Consider the following 18,201-nt stretch of genomic DNA (forward strand, 5'->3'; position numbering starts at 1 on the left):
GGCCGTCACGGGAGTAAATCCCGTGACGTCGAACGGGCATTGCCCGCCGGCCGGCCTTGCCGGTCTCGCGCGCAGCTACGCTGCGAGCGTGCCGGCCGCGGCTCAGACCAGGTGCGGCTGCTTGTCGACCATCCAGGTCTGGCCCTTGCTCAACAGCTTTTGCATGTCCGGCTTCTTGCCCGCCGCCGCGGCCGCGTTCTGCTCGATCACCGCGCTGTCAAAGGTCGGCGCGGGATCGTCGTAGAGGATGCCGAGCGCCATCGGGAACTCGCCGAACGGCATTTCGACCAGCATGTGCGCTAGGCCGCGGTTGGTCTGGTCGTGGACGGCGACGGCGGGATCGTCGGCGGCGACGACCTTGAGCTGGAGCGTGGCGACATCGAGCGCCAGCCCCTTCGTCCCGCCGGCGAAGATCAACGGCTTGCCATGCTCGACCCACAGCTGATTCTGGTCGGCACCCTGCTTCTTGTCGGTGAAGGGCGCGAACACGTCGTCATTGTACACGATGCAGTTCTGGAAGATTTCGACGAACGCCGCACCCTGATGCGCATAGGCGGCCTTGAGCACGCCGACGAGGTGCTTGCTGACGTCGATCCCCCGAGCCACGAACCGCGCCCCGCTGCCGAGCGCAAAGGCGCACGGGTTGGCGGGACGATCGACCGAACCGAGCGGCGTGGACGGCGAGCGCGTACCGACGCGCGAGGTCGGCGAATACTGGCCCTTGGTAAGCCCATAAATCTCGTTGTTGAACAGCAGGAACTGGCAGTTCAGGTTCCGCCGCAGCAGGTGCATCGTGTGGTTGCCGCCGATCGACAGCGCGTCACCGTCACCGGTGATGATCCACACGTCGAGCTCCGGATTGGCGAGCTTCACCCCCGTCGCGATCGTCGGCGCGCGGCCGTGGATCGTGTGGAAGCCGTACGTCTCCATGTAGTAGGGAAAGCGAGAAGAGCAGCCTATCCCGCTGACGAACACCGTATTCTCCGGCCGCGCGCCAATCTCGGGCATGGTGCGCTGCACCGCCTTGAGGATCGCATAGTCGCCGCAGCCCGGGCACCAGCGGACCTCCTGATCGGTCTCCCAGTCCTTGGGCTTTGTCAGGAAGGGGGTCATGTCGTTCATTGCTTTGCGTCCACGCGGCGGAAGTTCAATGGAAGTTCAGGCGTAATCACACCGACTGTGGCGAGAGATGGTCGGCAAGACTGCCATCGTCGTGACCGGCGACGGGGTTCGTCACCTGCGTATTGTCGGCCGGCACCTCCCCGCCCACGGGCCCGCGCAACGCCGCGTCGATCGCGGCCTCGATCTCCGAGATGCGGAACGGCTGTCCCGACACCTTGTTGAGCGGCTTGGCGTCGACCAGGAACTGGTCGCGCAGCACCGTCTTGAGCTGGCCCGTATTCATCTCGGGCACGAGTATGGACTCATAGCCGCGAAGTAGGACAGCCATATTCTTTGGCATCGGCCAGATGTGCCGGATGTGAATGTGGTGCACGTCTTGCCCGCGGCGACGCGCGCGACGCACGGCCTGGTGGATTGGGCCGAACGTCGATCCCCAGCCGACTACGGCAAGCTTACCGCTGGTCTCGCCAAGTTCGACCTCTTGGTCAGGCACCACCACTCCATCAATCTTGGCGCGTCGGGTGTCGGTCATCTCTTGGTGATTGGCAGGGCTGTAGTCGATGTTGCCGGTGCCCTGCTTCTTCTCGATCCCGCCGATGCGGTGGAGCAGGCCGGGCGTACCAGGCTTTGCCCAGGGTCGCGCCAGCTTGTTGTCGCGGGCATAGGGATGAAACCCCTCGCCTGATTTCTCGGCGAACGTCACAGGAAAAGGCTCGTAGCTGCTGAAATCGGGCACTTTCCATGGCTCGGCGGCATTGGCGATATAACCGTCGGTCAGCACCATGACGGGGGTCATGTACTGCGTCGCGATTCGCACCGCCTCGATCGCGACATCGAAGCAATCGGCCGCCGATCGCGCGGCGATCACCGGCATCGGCGCGTCGCCGTTCCTGCCGTAAACGGCCTGGTATAGATCGGACTGCTCGGTCTTCGTGGGAAGTCCGGTCGATGGCCCGCCGCGCTGCGAGTTGATGATCACCAGCGGCAGCTCGGTCATGATCGCCAGCCCCATCGCCTCGCCCTTGAGCGCGATGCCGGGCCCCGACGACGAGGTGACGCCGAGCTGACCCGCGTAGCTGGCGCCAATCGCCGAGCCGATCGCGGCGATCTCGTCCTCCGCCTGGAAGGTGGTGACGCCGAACTCCTTCAATCGCGAAAGCGAGTGCAGGATCGCCGACGCGGGCGTGATCGGATAGCCGCCGAAGAACATCGGCAGCCCCGCGAGCTGCGCGCCCGCGACCAGGCCGAGGCTGATCGAGTCCGCGCCCGTCACGGTCCGCCACAGGCCGGCCTCCGCCGGTGCGACGCCGATATGATGCTGCTTGAGCGGCCCCGCCAGTTCGGCGGTCTCGCCATAGGCATGACCGGCGTTGAGCGCGGCTATGTTCGCCTCCGCCAGCGTCGGCATCTTGGCGAACTTGGTCTGTAGCCAGTCGACGATCGGCGCGCGATCGCGGTCGAACATCCACAGCGCCAGCCCCAGCGTCCACATGTTCTTGCAGCGCAGCGCGTCCTTGTTGCCCATCCCGAACGGCTTCACCGCATCCAGCGTCAGCTGTGAGATGTCGAAGGCCAGCAGCTGCCACTTGTCGAGGCTGTCGTCGGTCAGCGGATCCGCGTCGTACTTCGCCTTGGCGAGATTACGCGCGTTGAACTCGCCCGCGTCGGCGATGATAAGACCGCCCGGGCGCAGCGCGTCGAGATTGGTCTTGAGCGCGGCGGGATTCATCGCGACCAACACGTCCAGCTCGTCGCCGGCCGTCTCGATGTCGGTGGAGCCGAAGTTGATCTGGAACGCAGAGACGCCGAACAGCGTGCCGAGCGGCGCGCGGATCTCGGCAGGAAAATCGGGAAAGGTGGCCAGATCATTGCCCGCAAGCGCGGTGGACAATGTGAACTGTCCGCCCGTCAGCTGCATGCCGTCGCCGCTGTCGCCGGCAAAGCGGACCACGACCGACTCGGGCGCGGGGTGGGCGGCCGCCTCGGCGGGCGTAACTTGGTGGGCGGCTGTCGCCATGGATGTTCCTCTTTCCTCCACGCTCTCTAGGCCCGTCGAGGGGGCGGGGCCAAGAAGAAAGGCTTTACGTGCGCTTACCTCAGCACGCCCCCGGCAGTAGCATTCAACCCGAACGCCTCGCCCAGCGTCAAAATCGCCGCGACGTGTCGCCGCGCGATCGCGGGCTTGTCGGGACCGTAACCGCCGCCCACGGTGCTCGCCAGCGCGATGCCACGCGCTCTCGCCAGCCGCGCGACGAGGCCCTCGCGTGCAAGCAGTCCGGCGTCGGTCAGCGCCAGGCGGCCGAGCTGGTCGCCCTCGAAAGGATCGACGCCCGCCTGGTAGAGGATGAGCCGTGGTCGCATCTCGTCGAGCAACGGCGTCAGCGTGGTCTCGAGCGTGTGGAGGTACTCGTTGTCCCCGACTCCGTCGGCGAGTTCGACATCGAGCGTCGACCGCGCCTTGCGCACGGGGAAGTTCTTGGCGGCGTGAATCGAATAGGTGGCGATGCCCGGCCGGCCTGCGGTCAACGCAGCGGTGCCGTCGCCTTGATGCACGTCGACGTCGACCACCAGCAGCCGCTCGACCGTGCCCTCCTCGATCAGCCGCACCGCTGCCACCGCCAGATCGTTGAAGACGCAATAGCCCGCCCCCGTCTCCGCCAGCGCGTGGTGACTTCCACCCGCGCTGTTCGCCGCGAACCCGTGGCGTAAAGCCATGCGGGCGGCGAGCCAGGTGCCGCCGGGCACCGCGCGGGCGCGGGATGCGACGGCAGGCGTCACCGGAAACCCGATACGGCGCTCCTTGTCGCGTGGCACGGCGGCGGCGAGCACCTGCGCGACATAGTCCGGGTCGTGCACCTCCTCCAGCCAGCGGCGCGGCATGGGCTCTGGCATGTGCCAGTCGATCGCTGCGCCGCTGCCCAGCAGCAGGTCACGGATCAGCCCGTTCTTGCTCGACTGTGCCATCCTGGCGCCGGGCGGCGCGCCGGGATCGGGACCGGCCACATAGGCGGGGTGGTGGACGACCGGGATCACCGCGCATAGGTAGGCTGCCGAGAGACAGAACCAACTTCCGTTCGCTAGGCACGGACAGGCGTGGATGTCGGGAGAACAGATGTGGCAGGATCGCAAGCCGACGTGCAGCCCTATGTCCGGCCCGACGTGCGCGGGTTCCTGGATTACCTCAACGCGCTGCCGGGGCCGAAAACCCATGAAGTGGGCGCGGCCGGGGCGCGGGCGATGTATCGGGCGATGAAGGACGTCGCCGACCTGCCGCTGGGCGAGCTGGCGACGATCTCCGACCTGTCCATCCCCGGCCCTGCCGGTGCGATCCCGGCGCGGCTGTTCGACCATCGCCCAGCACGACCACCGGGGCCGGCGGTCGTGTTCTTTCATGGCGGCGGCTTCGTCATCGGCGACCTCGACACCCATGCCGGCTTCTGCGCGGAGGCATCGCGGCAGCTGGATCTGCCCGTGATCGCCGTGGATTATCGCCTCTCGCCGGAGGCGAAGTGGCCCGCCGCACCCGATGATGCGGAGGCTGCGGCACGCTGGGTGGCGGACAGCCCGGCGGAACTGGGGCGCAAGGTGACGGGGCTGGTGCTGATGGGCGACAGCGCGGGCGGCACGCTGACGATCGTCGCCGCGCTCGACCTGCGCGATCGGCCCGCGGCGGTGCCGGTGCTGGTGCAGGCGCCGATCTATCCGGCCGCGGACCTCGGCGGCGATTACCCATCCTACGAACAGTTCGGCACCGGGCACCTGCTGACGGCTGAGTCGATGGACTGGTTTGCAGACTGCTATGCCGCCGACCTGCAGCATCAGCGGGGCTCGCCGTTGAACGCGGACCTGGCGGGCATGCCGCCCGCCGTGATCGTCACCGCCAGCCTCGATCCGATCCGTGATCAGGGCCGCGCCTATGCCGGTGCGCTGATCGCGGCGGGAGTGCCCGTGACCTATCGCGAAGCGGTGGGCACGGTGCATGGCTTCATCACGCTTCGTCGGGCAATCCCGTCGGCGGCGGGCGACGTGGCGGGCTACCTGGCCGCCGTGCGCGCAGCGGTGACCGAGGTCGAGGGCGCTCGGGTCATGGCGCAGGCGGCGGGGTGACGGACATTAGCGCCCTGCCCTATCGCCCCTGCGCGGGCGTCATGCTGCTCAATCGCGACGGTCAGGTGTTCGTCGGCCAGCGTCTCGATTCGGTGGTGGAGGCGTGGCAGATGCCGCAGGGCGGGATCGACCCCGGTGAGGATGCGCTGGCCGCCGCCGTGCGCGAAATCGGCGAAGAAACCGGCATCGCGCCCGAGCACCTCCAGCTGATCGCCGAGGCGGAGGGGGAGTTCTTCTACGACCTGCCGCCCGAGCTGGCGAAGACGATCTGGAAAGGCCGCTGGCGCGGTCAACGTCAGCGATGGTTCCTCTTCCGCTTCATCGGTGAGGACAGCGACGTGGACATCGCCACCGCCGAACCCGAGTTCCGGGCGTGGCGCTGGGTGGATCCGGCCGAGGTGCCGGCGCTGATCGTGCGGTTCAAGCAGCAGCTGTATTGCGACGTGCTCGCCGCCTTCCAGGCGCATCTGTGAGCTTCGTCGTCCGGGCAGCAACCGATCGCGACCTCCAGCCGCTATACGAGATGGCAAAGCTGACCGGCGGCGGGTTCACCAACCTGCCGCCTGATCGCCGTGCGTTGCAGACCAAGCTGGACCGCAGCCGCGCCGCATTCGCGCGCGATGCGGATACGATCGATGACGAGCTGTTCGTGCTGGTGCTGGAGAACACCGAGACCGGAGAAGTTCGCGGGACGTGCCAGCTGTTCACCGAAGTCGGACGCAAGCTGCCCTTCTATTCCTATCGGCTGGGCACGCTGACGCAGCATAGCGACCGGCTGGGGCGTACATTTCGCGCCGAGATGCTGAGCTTGACGACCGATCTTGAGGGCAGCTGCGAGGTCGGCGGTCTTTTTCTCCACCCCGGTGAACGTGCAGGCGGACTCGGGCTGCTGCTCGCCCGCGCTCGCTACCTGTTCATCGCCGCGCATCGTTCGCGGTTCGCCGGTCGCATCCTGGCGGAACTGCGTGGCGTGATCGACGAGGCGGGCGGTTCACCGTTCTGGGACGGGCTGGCAGGGCGGTTCTTCGGGATGAATTTCCAGGACGCCGACCAGTTCAACGCCATCCACGGGCACCAATTCATCGCCGATCTGATGCCCAAGCACCCGATCTATACCGCGATGCTGAGCGAGACCGCGCGCGCTGCGATCGGCCTGCCGCACCCGTCGGGTCGCGCGGCGATGCGGATGCTGGAGAATGAGGGGTTCGCTTACGAACGCTATGTCGACATCTTCGACGGCGGCCCGACGATGACCGCCCATACCGATCGGGTGCGATCGGTGGCGCAGTCACAGGTTGCCCCCGTCATCGCAACGGACGCGGGCGATGGTGACGAGCAGCTGGTGGCGACCGGTCGACTCGCGGACTTCCGCTGCGCCTTCGGCAGGATCCACGCGCAAACTGGTGGCGTTTCGGTATCGGCCACTTGTGCTCAGGCGCTCGGCCTGGCCGCCGGTGACCAGGTGCGCCACGTTCCTCGCTTGTGACCCTCGTCGAGGTCAACCTCGACGGCATCGTCGGGCCGACGCATAACTATGCCGGGCTGAGCCTGGGCAATCTGGCGGCGACGGCGAACGCCGGCCGACCCTCCTTTCCGCGCGCGGCCGCGCTGGAGGGACTCGCCAAGATGCGCGCGAATGTCCGGCTCGGCCTGGTGCAGGGCGTGCTGCTGCCGCATCGACGACCCAACGATGTGTGGCTGGCCGAGCTGGGCACCGACGCCGGCGAGGCGCAGTCGCTGTGGGCCGCGTCGGCCTCGGCATCCGCGATGTGGGCGGCCAATGCGGCGACGGTCTCGCCCGCGCCCGATACCGCGGACGGGCGCTGTCACCTTTCGGTCGCGAACCTCGTCACCATGCCGCATCGCAGTCATGAATGGCCCGAGACGCTCGCGCAGTTGCGGCTGGCCTTCGCGCACCCAGCGTTCGCGGTGCATGGACCCGTGCCGCCGCCCTTTGGCGACGAGGGGGCGGCGAACCACATGCGGCTGAGCGAGCGGCATGGTGAGACGGGCGTCGAGGTGTTCGTCTATGGCGAGAGCGGCGGCCCCTTCCCTGCCCGTCAGCATCGTCAGGCGAGTGCGGCGGTCGCGCGACGTCATGGTGTCGATGCGCTGTTCGTCCGCCAATCGGACGAGGCGATCGCCGCCGGCGCGTTCCACAATGATGTGGTCGCGGTCGCCAACGAGCGCGTACTGTTCGCGCACGAACAGGCGTTCGCGGACAAGGTGCAGTTCTACGACGCGCTGCGGGCGCGGCTGCCATGTGTGGAGATCATCGAGGTGCCCGCGAGCGCCCTCAGCCTGGCCGATGCCGTGGCGAGCTATCTGTTCAACGCGCAGTTAGTCACGCTGCCGTCCGGGGGCATGGCGCTGATCCTGCCTTCCGAAGCTCAGGAGAACAACCGCGTCTGGCGGTGGCTGGAGGCGCTGGTGGCAGGCAATGGGCCGATCCGGCGACTTGTTCCCGTCAATGTGCGCGAGTCGATGGCGAATGGTGGCGGGCCGGCGTGCCTGAGGCTGCGCGTCGTGTGCGATCCGGCGACGGTGGACCGGCGGTTCCTGGTCGACGGAGTGCGACTGGACGTGATTTCCCGCGTGATCGAGGCGCATTGGCCGGAGCGTGTCGGGCCGGAGGAGCATCGCACGCTGGGCGCGTGGCCGGCGGCGGAAAACGCCCGGCGAGCGCTGCTGGAGGCGCTGGACCTTGTCGAATTAACTTACACGTAACCACGTTCGTTAACACCGGATCGGCGGAAAACCGCGGGTGGCCCCTTCCTTGCTAATCACGAAGCATGTTCGCCCGCATCGCCCGCCTGTTTACTATCAAAACCAAGTTCGAGGCCTTCCTGATCATCTATGGCCTTGGCGTGGGCGCGGTTGAACGCGGCGTGCATTACATGCAGCAATACCCCGGTGTCGGCGGCAAGCTGCTGTTCCTGCTGTGTCCGGTGGCAGTTTTCATGGCCGGCACGCGCATCCTCCACTCGGTCGAGGTATCGCGCGAGGGCTGAGCTATCGCGGGCGACAGGATAAGTTCGTGGTCCCCGCGGCCACCCGCCTTATGTCCCACCGCGATGACCGCCCTGACCCACCTCCAGCGCCTCGAGGCGGAGAGCATCCACATCCTGCGCGAGGTGGTGGCGGAGGCCGAGCGGCCGGTGATGCTGTACTCGGTCGGCAAGGACTCCGCGGTCATGCTGCACCTGGCCAAGAAGGCGTTTTTCCCCGCCCGCCCGCCCTTTCCACTGTTGCATGTCGATACGACCTGGAAGTTCCGCGCGATGTACGCGCTGCGCGATCGCGCGGCGGCGAGTGCGGGGATGGAGCTGATCGTCCATCGCAACCCGCAGGCCGAGGCCGATGGCATCAATCCCTTCGACCACGGCTCGCGCCACACCGATCTGTGGAAGACCGAAGGGTTGAAGCAGGCACTGACGGCGGGCCGCTACGACGCGGCGTTCGGTGGTGCGCGGCGCGACGAGGAGGCGAGCCGCGCCAAGGAGCGCATCTTCTCGTTCCGCTCGGCCGCGCATGCGTGGAACCCGAAGGCGCAACGGCCCGAGCTGTGGCGGCTCTACAACGCGCGCATCAATCCGGGCGAGAGCATGCGTGTGTTTCCGCTGTCGAACTGGACCGAGCTGGACGTGTGGCAGTATATCGCGGCCGAGGGCATCGAGATCGTGCCGTTATACCTCGCCGCGCCGCGCCCGACGGTGGAACGTGACGGCATGATCCTGATGGTCGACGACGATCGGTTTCGTCTGCGCCCCGGCGAGGTGCCGGTCGAGCGCTCGATCCGCTTTCGGACGCTGGGTTGCTATCCGCTGACCGGCGCGGTGGAGAGCGAGGCCGCGGACCTGCCCGCCATCATCGCCGAGATGCGCGCCTCCACCACGTCCGAACGTCAGGGGCGGGCGATTGATCGTGATCAGGCCGCGAGTATGGAGAAGAAGAAGCGCGAGGGGTATTTCTGATGATTGCTCCCCTCCCGCTCGCGAGGAAGGCCGACCTACCTGCTCCCTCAAGCGACAGGGGGACGGCTGGCACTCTCCTCCGCTTCATCACCTGTGGCTCGGTGGACGACGGGAAGTCGACGCTGATCGGGCGATTGCTGCACGATACGCGCGCGATCGCGTCGGACCAGATGGCGCAGCTGGCGACCGACTCGCGCAGGGTCGGTACGCAGGGTGACGCGCTCGACCTGGCGCTGCTGGTCGACGGGCTTGCGGCCGAGCGCGAGCAGGGCATCACGATCGACGTCGCCTACCGGTACTTCTCCACAGAGCGCCGCAGCTTCATCGTCGCCGATACGCCCGGACACGAGCAATATACACGCAACATGGTGACGGGCGCATCGACCGCCGACCTGGCGATCATCCTGATCGACGCACGCAAGGGGGTGCTGACGCAGACGCGGCGGCACAGCTGGCTGGCGCATCTGATCGGCGTCCGCAGCCTGGTGCTGGCGGTCAACAAGATGGACCTGATCGGCCACGATCAGGCGCGCTTCGACGGGATCGTAGCCGATTACCGCGCCTTTGCGGACTCGATCGGGATCGCGGCGGTGACCGCGATCCCGGTATCGGGGCTGACGGGCGCCAATGTGATCGCGCCCTCTCCGGAACTGGCCTGGTACACCGGGCCGACGCTGCTGGCGCATCTGGAAACGGTGCCGGTGGACACCGACCGCGCCGCCGCCGGGCCGTTCCGGATGCCCGTGCAATGGGTGAACCGACCTGGCCCCGAATTTCGCGGGTTCGCCGGGATGATTGCGAGCGGCACCGTGCGGCCGGGCGATGCAATTCGGGTGGTGCCTTCCGGACGGATGAGCACGGTGGCGAGGATCGCTGGCTTCGACGGCGACCGGGAGTTTGCTCGCGCGGGCGAGTCGGTGACGCTGCTGCTTGCCGACGAGGTTGATTGTTCGCGCGGCGACGTCATCGCCGCCGCCGACGACGCGCCGGAATCGGGGCACCATTTCTCCGCGACGCTGGTGTGGATGGACGATGCGCCGCTGGTGCCGGCACGCGGCTATCTGCTGAAGCTCGGTACACAGACGGTGGGCGCGACGATCGCGCCGCCCGCTTACGTGGTAGACGTCAACACGCAAGCCGAGCTGCCCGCGACGACGCTGCGCCTCAACGACATCGGCATCGCCGACGTGCGTACCGACCAGCCGATCGCGTTCACGCCTTATGCCGAGGGCGCTGACCTGGGCGGGTTCATCCTCATCGACCGCGATACCAACGCGACCGCCGCCGCCGGCATGATCCGCCACGCGCATCGCCGCGCGACGAATGTGCATTGGGAAGCGGCGCAGGTGACACGCGAGGCGCATGCCCGGCAGAAGGGCCAGGTCGCGAAGGTGCTGTGGTTCACGGGGCTGTCCGGCGCGGGCAAGTCGACCATCGCGAACCTGGTCGAACAGCGGCTGCACGCGCTGGGTCGGCACAGCTTCCTGCTCGACGGCGACAACCTTCGCCACGGCCTCAGCCGCGATCTGGGCTTTTCCCCCGCGGATCGCGCAGAGAACATCCGCCGGGTGGGCGAGGTGGCCAAGCTGATGACCGAGGCCGGGCTGATCGTACTGACCGCGCTGATCTCGCCGTTCCGGGCCGAACGCGACGCGGTGCGCCAGCTGCTGCCGCCGGGCGCGTTCATCGAGATCTTCGTCGACGCGCCGCTGGAGGTGGCGGAAGCTCGTGACGCCAAGGGGCTGTACGCCAAGGCGCGCTCCGGCGAGATTGCGGAGTTCACCGGCATCTCCAGTCCGTATGAAGCGCCGCACAGCCCCGACATCCGGGTGGACACCACGCGTGAGAGCGCGGAAGCGGCGGCGGCGCGGATCGTGGAGCAGGTGATCGGGATATGGAGCTACGACCTTTAGGCGATGCTGCCCTGGCGCGGGAGCTCGCGGTGCAGGCTGGCGCGCTGTTGCTCGCGATCCGTACGCGCGGAGGCGTGACCGGCGCTGCGCTGGGCGCGCGGGGCGACCGTGAGGCGGACGATCTGATTTTAGCGGCACTGCGCGTGGCGCGGCCGGACGACTTCATCTTGTCGGAGGAAACCACCGACGATCGCAGGCGCTGTTCGGCGAGCCGGGTGTGGGTGATCGATCCGCTCGACGGAACGCGCGACTATGCCGACGGGCTGGACGACTGGGCGGTCCATGTCGGCCTGGCGATCGACGGCGAGCCGCGCATCGGCGCCGTGGCGTTGCCGACGCTGGGCCGCGTGTTCGCGTCCGACGATCCTCAGCCTGGTCTTGCGCCGCTTACAGACCGACTGCGCATGGTGGCCAGCCGCACGCGCTGTCCTCCGGTCGTTCATGGCGTCGCGAACGCGCTCGACGCGGAGGTGATCAGCATGGGGTCGGCGGGCGCCAAAGCGATGGCGGTGCTGGACGGGCGCGCCGACATCTACCTGCATGCCGGCGGGCAATATGAGTGGGACAGTTGCGCTCCCGTCGCGGTGGCGCTGGCGGCGGGGCTGCATGCGTCGCGTATCGACGGCACGCCGCTGCGTTATAACCGCGAAGACCCGTTGCTGCCGGATCTGCTGATCTGCCGACCGGAGCTGGCGGCAAGGGTGCTGGCGCTGGTGGCTCAGCTCGGCTGAAGCTTACTCCGCCGCGAGCGATTCGGGTTCCCGCGCCAGTTCGCGCGCAAACCAGGCGCAGGTCTTCTCCAGCCCCTCGGCGAGTCCGACGCGCGGTTCCCAGCCGAGCAACGCCCGGGCACGGGTGATGTCCGGGCGACGGCGGCGGGGGTCGTCCTGCGGCAGAGGGCGATAGACGATGCGGTTGCGGGTGCCCGTCATCGCCACGACCCGCTCCGCGAGTTCGGCGACGGTCAACTCGACCGGGTTGCCGACATTGACCGGCGCCAAGCCGTCGCCGTCGCTCTCCATCAGCGCGGTCAGCGCGTCGACCATGTCGGAGACGTAGCAGAACGACCGCGTCTGCGATCCGTCGCCGTACAGTGTGATGTCCTCGTCCGAGAGTGCCTGGCAGATCAGATTGGATACCACGCGGCCATCGTCGGGGTTCATGTGCGGGCCATAGGTATTGAAGATGCGCGCGACGCGCACTTCCGCCCGGCCCATGCGCGCATAGTCGAACGCAAGCGCCTCCGCGGCGCGCTTGCCCTCGTCATAGCAGGCGCGCGGGCCGGTGCAGTTGACCGCGCCGCGATAGTCCTCCTGCTGGGGATGCACCTCCGGGTCGCCATAGACTTCGCTCGTCGAGGTGAGCAGCAGCCGCGCGCCGCTCTTCTCCGCCAGGCGGAGCAGGTGGTTGGTGCCGACGACGTTGGTCAGCATCGTGTGCTCGGGATCGGCCTGATATTGCGGTGGCGAGGCGGCGCAGGCGAGATTGTAGATGCGGGTGAGGCGCCCTGCCTCTCCCGTGACGGCGGTCGGCAGCGGGTTGACGATGTCCGCCTCGACGAAGCGGAACCCCGGCCGCCCCTGCAGCAGACTGAGGTTCGACGGGCGCGAGGTCTGGAGGTTGTCGAGGCAGATGACCTCGTGGTCCTGATCGAGCAGCCGCAGGACCAGGTGCGAGCCGATGAACCCGGCGCCACCGGCAACCAGCGTGAGTGGATTGGACAAGCGAGCGTTCCCCTGTTTGCTGTTCATGCCGCGCGCACGAGCGTGCGACGCGGCCGCGCCGTAGCGGCGGTGAGGTGATCGTCGAGCTCGGCCGCCCGGTGCATCGCGGTGTGCTCGGCCAGTACGCGAGCTCTCCCTGCTTCGCCGACGGCGGCGGCATCGGGGCGATCGAGCGCGGCGAGCACGTCGGCCGTCGTGTCGGCCAGCACGATCTCGCGACCCGGTTCGAACAGCCGGTCGAGACCGTCCCACCGGTCGGAGACGATCGGCGTCGCGCAGGCGGCGGCTTCGAATAACCGCACCGATGGCGACCAGCCGCGCGCGATCATGTCCGCGCGGGTGACGTTGAGCGTCCAGCGCGACGCGGAATAGAAGGCGGCGTGCTCGGCCGGGGGGAGATGGTCGATGCGCTCGACGTTGACGGGCCAGTCTATGTCGGCAGGATATTGCGGCCCGGCGACCACGAAGCGCTTGTGCGGGGCCAGGCGGGCGACGTCGATCAGTAGCCGGGTCAGCGTCGGCTGGCGATCGTCGCTGTAGGTGCCGAGATAGGATAGATCCCAGCGCTTGGCCGCGCCGGTCGGCCGGTACTCGGCGGGATCGACCGAGCAGTAAAGCGCGCGCGCGACGGGCGAACCGTATTGCGACTCCAGGTGCGCCAGCGTGGGACCGCCGGTGAACGAGAGATACAGGTCATAGCCGGGGATGAGATCGGCCGAGAGATATTCGGCGTCGCCACGCGCCAGCTTGGCCAGCGTGACGGGGGTATCGATGTCGTAGAACGCAATCGCGCCGGTCGCGGTACGTTGCACGAAGCGACCGACCGCGACGCCATCGGGCACGTAGGAGCCGACGATCACCGCATCGGCGCGCGCGATCTCGCTCTTCCAGCACTGTAGCTCGTCGAGGTCGCGGTACAGCTCCAGCCGGCACCAATCGGGATCGGGCAGGTCGCGATGCGGCGCGTACCAGGGCACGTCGCGCTCGAGGAACAGCACGTCATGTTCCCGCGCCGCGAACGCCTTGAGCAGCGCGCGGAACGTGGTCGCGTGGCCGTTGCCCCAGGACGAGCTCAGCGAAAGACCAAGGACGACGAGCTTCATGCGGCCTCCCGCGCTCGGGCGACATGCTCACGGAACAGCTTGTCGACCTGGACGCCGCGCAGATCGTAGGTGTGCTCGGCCAAGACGCGCTTGAGCGCCGCCTGGCCGATGCTGCGGGCGCGCTCGGGCGTAAGCCGTTGCAGGTGTTCGGCGACATCCTGACCGTCGCGCGCGACCAGCACCTCCTGATCCGGGATAAGGAACTGCTCGATGCCCTCCCAGGCATCGGTGATCAGGCAGGCCGCGGCACCGGCGGCTTCGAACACGCGCGTCGCTGGCGAGAAGCCGATATGCGCCATCGAGTCGCGCGCGACGTTGAGCACGGCGGCCGGCGTGCAGTTGAAGGCGTTGTGCTCGGCGGTGTAGACATGACCCCGGTGGCGAACGTTGGCCGGCATCGCCTTGGTTTCCCAGCCATTCCCGCCGATCAGGAAGCGCCGGTCTGGCAGCGCGGCGGCGGCGCGGAGGAAGAACTCCTCGACGCGCGCCTCGCGATCGGGGAGACGGTTGCCGAGGAACGCGAGGTCGCAGGCGAAGCGCTCGTCCGGGGCGACTGGGTGGTGGGTCTGCGGGTCGAGTGCGTTGTAGACCGGGATGCACTGCTTGGCGCCGAAGCCGAGATAGGCGTCGATCACCGGCGGACCGCCGCCATAGGTCAGCACCATGTCGAGCTCGTCGAGCGCGCCCAGCACCGGGTGTCCGGGATCGCTGCGCATCTCGTCGAGCGTCGCGGCGGCGTCGACATCCCAGAAGATCTTCAGCGCATGGGACGCAGCCTGGTCGAGCACGCCCTCGAGCAGCTCGCGGTCGAACACGCCGACGCCGCTGGCCTTGACGACGATGTCCGCCCTGCCCGCCTCCGCCAGAACGGAGCGCAAGCCGTCGGCGGTGGCGGGGTAGACGACGACCTTGGCGTAAGCGGGCGGATCGATGTCGCGGTGCTGCTGGCGATCGAAGGCGTCGGGCTCGTAGAAAGTGATGTCGTAGCCATGTCCGGCGAGCGCGCGCAGGATGCCGCGGTAATAGGTGGCGGCGCCGTTCCAGTAGGAGGATAGGAGGCTGGAGCCGTAGAAGGCAATCCGCCGTCCTGAGCCTGTCGAAGGGTTCATGCGGCGCTTCTTTCGGGAAGATCGAGCCGGGCGGCGATGGCGAGCAGCTCGGCGGCGCGATGGGCGCAGGTGTGGCGAGCGAGGATTGTTTCGAGACCCGAGGCGACTAGTTCGGCGCGTGAGTTGGTATCCTCACGCAACATATTAAGATCGTCCCGAACTTGGCCGCCATCGCGCGCAACCAGATAGTCCTGACCGGGGCGGAACAGACCTTCGCTGTCCGCCCACGGTGCAGAGATCAGCGGGATGCCGCAGGCCAGCGCCTCGAAGACGCGGATGGTGGGGATGCCGGGCAGGATGGTGGCGTAGTAGCGGCGAGGTACGTGGACGGTTGCCAAAGCGCGCGCGAACACCTCCGGCGCACGGGCGTTGGGGAGCCAGCCGTGATAGCCTGCGCCGTAGCGCGCGAGCAGCGCCTTGGCCTCGTCAGGATAGCGGACGCCGTAGACATCCAGCCGCATTCCAGCAGCTTGTGCCGGGTTCAGCAGAAATTGCTCGAGCTCCGCGGTGCGTTCGCCATCGCCCCAGTTGCCGATCCAGACGACGCCTTCCCGCGTCTGTTCGACAACAGGCGGCTGGAACAGGCGAGTGTCGGCCGCTTCGTGCCAGGTCCAGACCCGGCCACCCCACCCCCAGCCGCGATACACCTCTGACAACGTCTCACCGAAGGCGAGCACGCCGTCATAACCGCTGAGATCAAAGGCCTTCATCTCGTGCGGGGCGCTGACGGCACGATGGTGCGTGTCGTGGAACAGGAGGCGGAACCCGCCGCCGCGCTTTCGCAAACCGCCGAGCGCCGCAACCAGCGCGGGTTCGTTCCATTCGTGAACGATGACGAGATCGGCACCTTCCACCAACGCGGCCGCATCGGCGTCCGCGGCGTAGGTTTCCGGCACAAGATCCGGGTAAGCGTTACGGAATGCGACCAGACCTGCCTCACCGGCATCGGCGAAGAGATTGTCGAGACTCCAGTTCGTCTCCGGTTCAAGGGCGCGGACCTGATGCCCCATCGCCTGCAACTCGCGGAGCACACCGCGCAGAAAATGCGCGTTTCCGTGGTTCCAGCACGAGCGCAGCGAGTGAGTGAGGTAGGTGATCCTCATGCCGCCGCCCTGACCGGCTCAGCGAGCAGCGCGCGGTAGATCGCGAGCGTTCCCGCCGCCATCGCCTCGACCGTGTAGCGCGCAGCACGGGTGCGGGCGGCCTCGCCGAGATGCGCGCGCAGGCCGGGATCGGCGCGTACGCGCTCGATCGCGGCGACCCAGGCGGTGGGATCGTCGCCGCCAACGAACAGCGCCGCGCCCGTCCACAGCTCGCGGAACGTGTCGATGTCGGACAGGATTAGCGGGCAGCCGGCCTGCGCAGCTTCCAGCACCGCAAGTCCGAATGGCTCGAACCGGGCGGCGGAGACGAAGATCGGCCCGGCCGCATATTCGCCGGCCAACGCATCGACGTCGAGCGTACCGACCAGGTGGAGATGCTCGGGCGCGATGCTCTCGCCATGGGGTCCGGTGACCGGACCGGCGGCGCGCAGCGGCGCGGGCAGCCGCGCGGCGACGGCGTCGAGCAGGCTTGCGTTCTTCGCCCGATCCCACAAGCGCCCGGCGGTGAAGACATGGTCGGCCGACGCTCCGGACGGTGCCATCGCCAATGCCCGGCCGTTGTGAACGGTTACCGGGGTGGCGGGCAGGTCGTAGTGGCGTTGAACGGCGGCGGCGTAGCTGGCGCTGGGGGCGATCACCGCGTCAGCGGCGAGCAGGCCCGCGAGCATCAACTGCCGGTGCCAAGCCAGCTCCGCGGGCGGCGCGCTGCCGTCGGTGGCGGCGAACCAGGTGCCGACGCAGCCATGCGCGACCGCGACGACGGGCGCGGGAAACGGCCCGCCGGCGGCCAGCGCGGGGGCGTTGAGGTGGACGAGATCGACGCGATGGTCGGCGGCGAGCGCCGCGATGGCGCGACCGGCGTTGAGGACGTCGTCGGGGCCGGTGGCGAGCCAATCGAGGGGGAGATTGGTGCGGATCAGCTGTATACCGTCATGCCGGCCCTGAGCCGGCATCCAGGCCCGACCGGAGCGCGGTACTTCGTTGCCGAGCTCGTCGCTCGGAACCACGCTGGACCCCGGCTCAAGGCCCGGATGACGGGCTTCGTCAAACGGCCCCAGCACCACTAGCACGACCTCGACGCCCTGCCCCATCAGCGCGCCGGCCAAGTCGCTGGCGTATTGCCACACGCCGCCGACCGCGTCGCAGGTCATCAGGACCTTCATGACGCCAGCCGCTCCAATTCGGCCGGGCCTTCGGGGGCGATCAGCAGGTTGAGGCGGCGTTCGGCGGCCAGCCACTTCGCCAGGGTCGCGACGCCTTCGCGCCACGGCAGTTTGGGTCCGAGTCCGAGCGCGGTCTCGGCGGCGCGCGTGTCGGCGACGAAATAGCGTTGGTCGCCTGCGCGCCAGTCGCTCCAGTCGATGTCGACGTCGTGGCCGACCAGCGTCTCCATCTCCGCGATCAGCTGCCGCAGCGAAACCGCGTTGTCGGGACCGCCGCCCAGATTGAACGCCCGGCCGCTCACCGCGTCGATGCGCCGCCACGCCGCGAGATATGCCTCCACCGCGTCGGACACGTCGAGGATGTCGCGGACCTGATAGCCGTCGCCGAAAAGCGTGATCGGCTTGCCCTCGAGCGCGCGGATGAGAAAGTGCGCGACCCAGCCCTGGTCCTCGGTGCCCATCTGACGCTGGCCGTAGATGCAGCTCATCCGCAGCACGCAGGTCGGCACGCCGAAGCTGCGCGCATAATCAAGGACATACTGGTCGGCCGCGCCCTTCGACACTCCATAGGGGGTGTGGAAGTCAAGCGGTCGCGCCTCGCCGATACCATGCGCGCGGATGGCGGGATCGGTCGGGACATACGCTTCGTCCTCAAGCGCGAAATCGAGGTCGGCAAGGTCGCCATAAACCTTGTTGGTCGAGGCGAAGATCAACGGGGTCCCGCCGCCCCCGGCGCGCAAGGCTTCGAGCAGCGCAAAGGTGCCGCCGATGTTGATCGCGAAGTCCTCCGCCGGATCGGACATGGACGTGGTGACGGCGACCTGCGCGGCGAGATGGAAGACGGCTTGAACGCCGGCGGCCGCAGCGGCGAGGCGGGCGTGGT

General features: G+C 68.0%; 16 protein-coding genes and 1 pseudogene. 8 read left to right on the forward strand and 9 right to left on the reverse strand.

Annotated features, from left to right (window positions below):
• Nucleotides 1–102 precede the first annotated feature (102 nt).
• The 3 genes from JWN21_RS05555 to JWN21_RS05565 form a co-directional block, all read right to left on the reverse strand.
• On the reverse strand, nt 103–1,122 hold the full coding sequence (locus JWN21_RS05555) for a 2-oxoacid:ferredoxin oxidoreductase subunit beta (protein ID WP_299647094.1): 1,020 nt from the start codon (nt 1,120–1,122) through the stop codon (nt 103–105).
• A 46-nt stretch (nt 1,123–1,168) separates the two neighbouring features.
• Nucleotides 1,169–3,139 (reverse strand): 2-oxoacid:acceptor oxidoreductase subunit alpha, encoded by a 1,971-nt coding sequence (locus tag JWN21_RS05560; RefSeq protein WP_299647095.1) that lies wholly within the window; start codon nt 3,137–3,139, stop codon nt 1,169–1,171.
• A gap of 74 nt (nt 3,140–3,213) precedes the next feature.
• On the reverse strand, nt 3,214–4,155 hold the full coding sequence (locus tag JWN21_RS05565) for a histone deacetylase (protein WP_299647097.1): 942 nt from the start codon (nt 4,153–4,155) through the stop codon (nt 3,214–3,216).
• 81 nt (nt 4,156–4,236) lie between these two features.
• On the opposite strand from JWN21_RS05565, the gene JWN21_RS05570 reads away from it, so the two are divergent.
• From JWN21_RS05570 to JWN21_RS05605, 8 genes and pseudogenes are all read left to right on the forward strand, one after another.
• A complete protein-coding gene (locus JWN21_RS05570; RefSeq protein WP_299647099.1) occupies nt 4,237–5,229 on the forward strand; it encodes an alpha/beta hydrolase in 993 nt (330 codons plus the stop codon).
• The gene (locus JWN21_RS05575) at nt 5,226–5,702 is read left to right on the forward strand and encodes an RNA pyrophosphohydrolase (protein WP_299647101.1); all 477 of its coding nucleotides are present in this window, start codon (nt 5,226–5,228) and stop codon (nt 5,700–5,702) included. Before JWN21_RS05570 ends, JWN21_RS05575 begins: the two co-directional genes overlap by 4 nt.
• Nucleotides 5,699–6,715: an arginine N-succinyltransferase gene (locus JWN21_RS05580; RefSeq protein WP_299647103.1), complete on the forward strand. Its 1,017-nt coding sequence runs from the start codon at nt 5,699–5,701 to the stop codon at nt 6,713–6,715. Before JWN21_RS05575 ends, JWN21_RS05580 begins: the two co-directional genes overlap by 4 nt.
• Entirely contained in the window at nt 6,712–7,956 is a 1,245-nt protein-coding gene (locus tag JWN21_RS05585) for an N-succinylarginine dihydrolase (RefSeq protein WP_299647105.1), read from the forward strand. The genes JWN21_RS05580 and JWN21_RS05585 overlap by 4 nt, the downstream gene beginning before the upstream one ends.
• Nucleotides 7,957–8,021: 65 nt before the next feature.
• Entirely contained in the window at nt 8,022–8,240 is a 219-nt protein-coding gene (locus JWN21_RS05590; protein ID WP_299647107.1) for a hypothetical protein, read from the forward strand.
• Nucleotides 8,241–8,303: 63 nt separating this feature from the next.
• Nucleotides 8,304–9,203 (forward strand): sulfate adenylyltransferase subunit CysD, encoded by a 900-nt coding sequence (gene cysD, locus JWN21_RS05595; RefSeq protein ID WP_299647109.1) that lies wholly within the window; start codon nt 8,304–8,306, stop codon nt 9,201–9,203.
• 71 nt (nt 9,204–9,274) lie between these two features.
• Nucleotides 9,275–11,116 (forward strand): annotated as a pseudogene (gene cysN / locus JWN21_RS05600) (sulfate adenylyltransferase subunit CysN); the annotation flags it as partial.
• Nucleotides 11,098–11,847: a 3'(2'),5'-bisphosphate nucleotidase CysQ gene (locus tag JWN21_RS05605; protein WP_299647111.1), complete on the forward strand. Its 750-nt coding sequence runs from the start codon at nt 11,098–11,100 to the stop codon at nt 11,845–11,847. The pseudogene cysN and the gene JWN21_RS05605, both read left to right, overlap by 19 nt.
• Nucleotides 11,848–11,850: 3 nt before the next feature.
• Here JWN21_RS05605 and JWN21_RS05610 read toward each other — a convergent pair whose 3' ends face one another.
• The 6 genes from JWN21_RS05610 to JWN21_RS05635 all read right to left on the reverse strand — a co-directional run.
• Nucleotides 11,851–12,840: a UDP-glucuronic acid decarboxylase family protein gene (locus JWN21_RS05610; RefSeq protein WP_299647113.1), complete on the reverse strand. Its 990-nt coding sequence runs from the start codon at nt 12,838–12,840 to the stop codon at nt 11,851–11,853.
• Nucleotides 12,841–12,863: 23 nt separating this feature from the next.
• The gene (locus tag JWN21_RS05615; protein ID WP_299647115.1) at nt 12,864–13,943 is read right to left on the reverse strand and encodes a glycosyltransferase; all 1,080 of its coding nucleotides are present in this window, start codon (nt 13,941–13,943) and stop codon (nt 12,864–12,866) included.
• On the reverse strand, nt 13,940–15,052 hold the full coding sequence (locus JWN21_RS05620) for a glycosyltransferase (RefSeq protein ID WP_299647117.1): 1,113 nt from the start codon (nt 15,050–15,052) through the stop codon (nt 13,940–13,942). The genes JWN21_RS05615 and JWN21_RS05620 overlap by 4 nt, the downstream gene beginning before the upstream one ends.
• Nucleotides 15,049–16,155 (reverse strand): glycosyltransferase, encoded by a 1,107-nt coding sequence (locus JWN21_RS05625; protein WP_299647118.1) that lies wholly within the window; start codon nt 16,153–16,155, stop codon nt 15,049–15,051. The genes JWN21_RS05620 and JWN21_RS05625 overlap by 4 nt, the downstream gene beginning before the upstream one ends.
• Nucleotides 16,152–17,318: a glycosyltransferase family 4 protein gene (locus JWN21_RS05630; RefSeq protein ID WP_299647119.1), complete on the reverse strand. Its 1,167-nt coding sequence runs from the start codon at nt 17,316–17,318 to the stop codon at nt 16,152–16,154. The genes JWN21_RS05625 and JWN21_RS05630 overlap by 4 nt, the downstream gene beginning before the upstream one ends.
• Nucleotides 17,315–18,201: NAD-dependent epimerase/dehydratase family protein (locus tag JWN21_RS05635; protein ID WP_299647120.1), on the reverse strand; the 887-nt coding region annotated here is incomplete at its 5' end. The genes JWN21_RS05635 and JWN21_RS05630, both read right to left, overlap by 4 nt.

The organism is Sphingomonas bacterium, assembly GCF_028292945.1.
Taxonomy (GTDB): domain Bacteria; phylum Pseudomonadota; class Alphaproteobacteria; order Sphingomonadales; family Sphingomonadaceae; genus Sphingomonas.

What these genes read in the sequence shown, in the direction of transcription:
- JWN21_RS05620 (WP_299647117.1), bottom strand. Translation starts at nt 15,052, where the DNA reads ATGAACCCTTCGACAGGCTCAGGACGGCGGATTGCCTTCTACGGCTCC.
- JWN21_RS05605 (WP_299647111.1), top strand. Translation starts at nt 11,098, where the DNA reads ATGGAGCTACGACCTTTAGGCGATGCTGCCCTGGCGCGGGAGCTCGCG.
- JWN21_RS05555 (WP_299647094.1), bottom strand. Translation starts at nt 1,122, where the DNA reads ATGAACGACATGACCCCCTTCCTGACAAAGCCCAAGGACTGGGAGACC.
- JWN21_RS05560 (WP_299647095.1), bottom strand. Translation starts at nt 3,139, where the DNA reads ATGGCGACAGCCGCCCACCAAGTTACGCCCGCCGAGGCGGCCGCCCAC.
- cysD (WP_299647109.1), top strand. Translation starts at nt 8,304, where the DNA reads ATGACCGCCCTGACCCACCTCCAGCGCCTCGAGGCGGAGAGCATCCAC.
- JWN21_RS05625 (WP_299647118.1), bottom strand. Translation starts at nt 16,155, where the DNA reads ATGAGGATCACCTACCTCACTCACTCGCTGCGCTCGTGCTGGAACCAC.
- JWN21_RS05615 (WP_299647115.1), bottom strand. Translation starts at nt 13,943, where the DNA reads ATGAAGCTCGTCGTCCTTGGTCTTTCGCTGAGCTCGTCCTGGGGCAAC.
- JWN21_RS05590 (WP_299647107.1), top strand. Translation starts at nt 8,022, where the DNA reads ATGTTCGCCCGCATCGCCCGCCTGTTTACTATCAAAACCAAGTTCGAG.
- JWN21_RS05630 (WP_299647119.1), bottom strand. Translation starts at nt 17,318, where the DNA reads ATGAAGGTCCTGATGACCTGCGACGCGGTCGGCGGCGTGTGGCAATAC.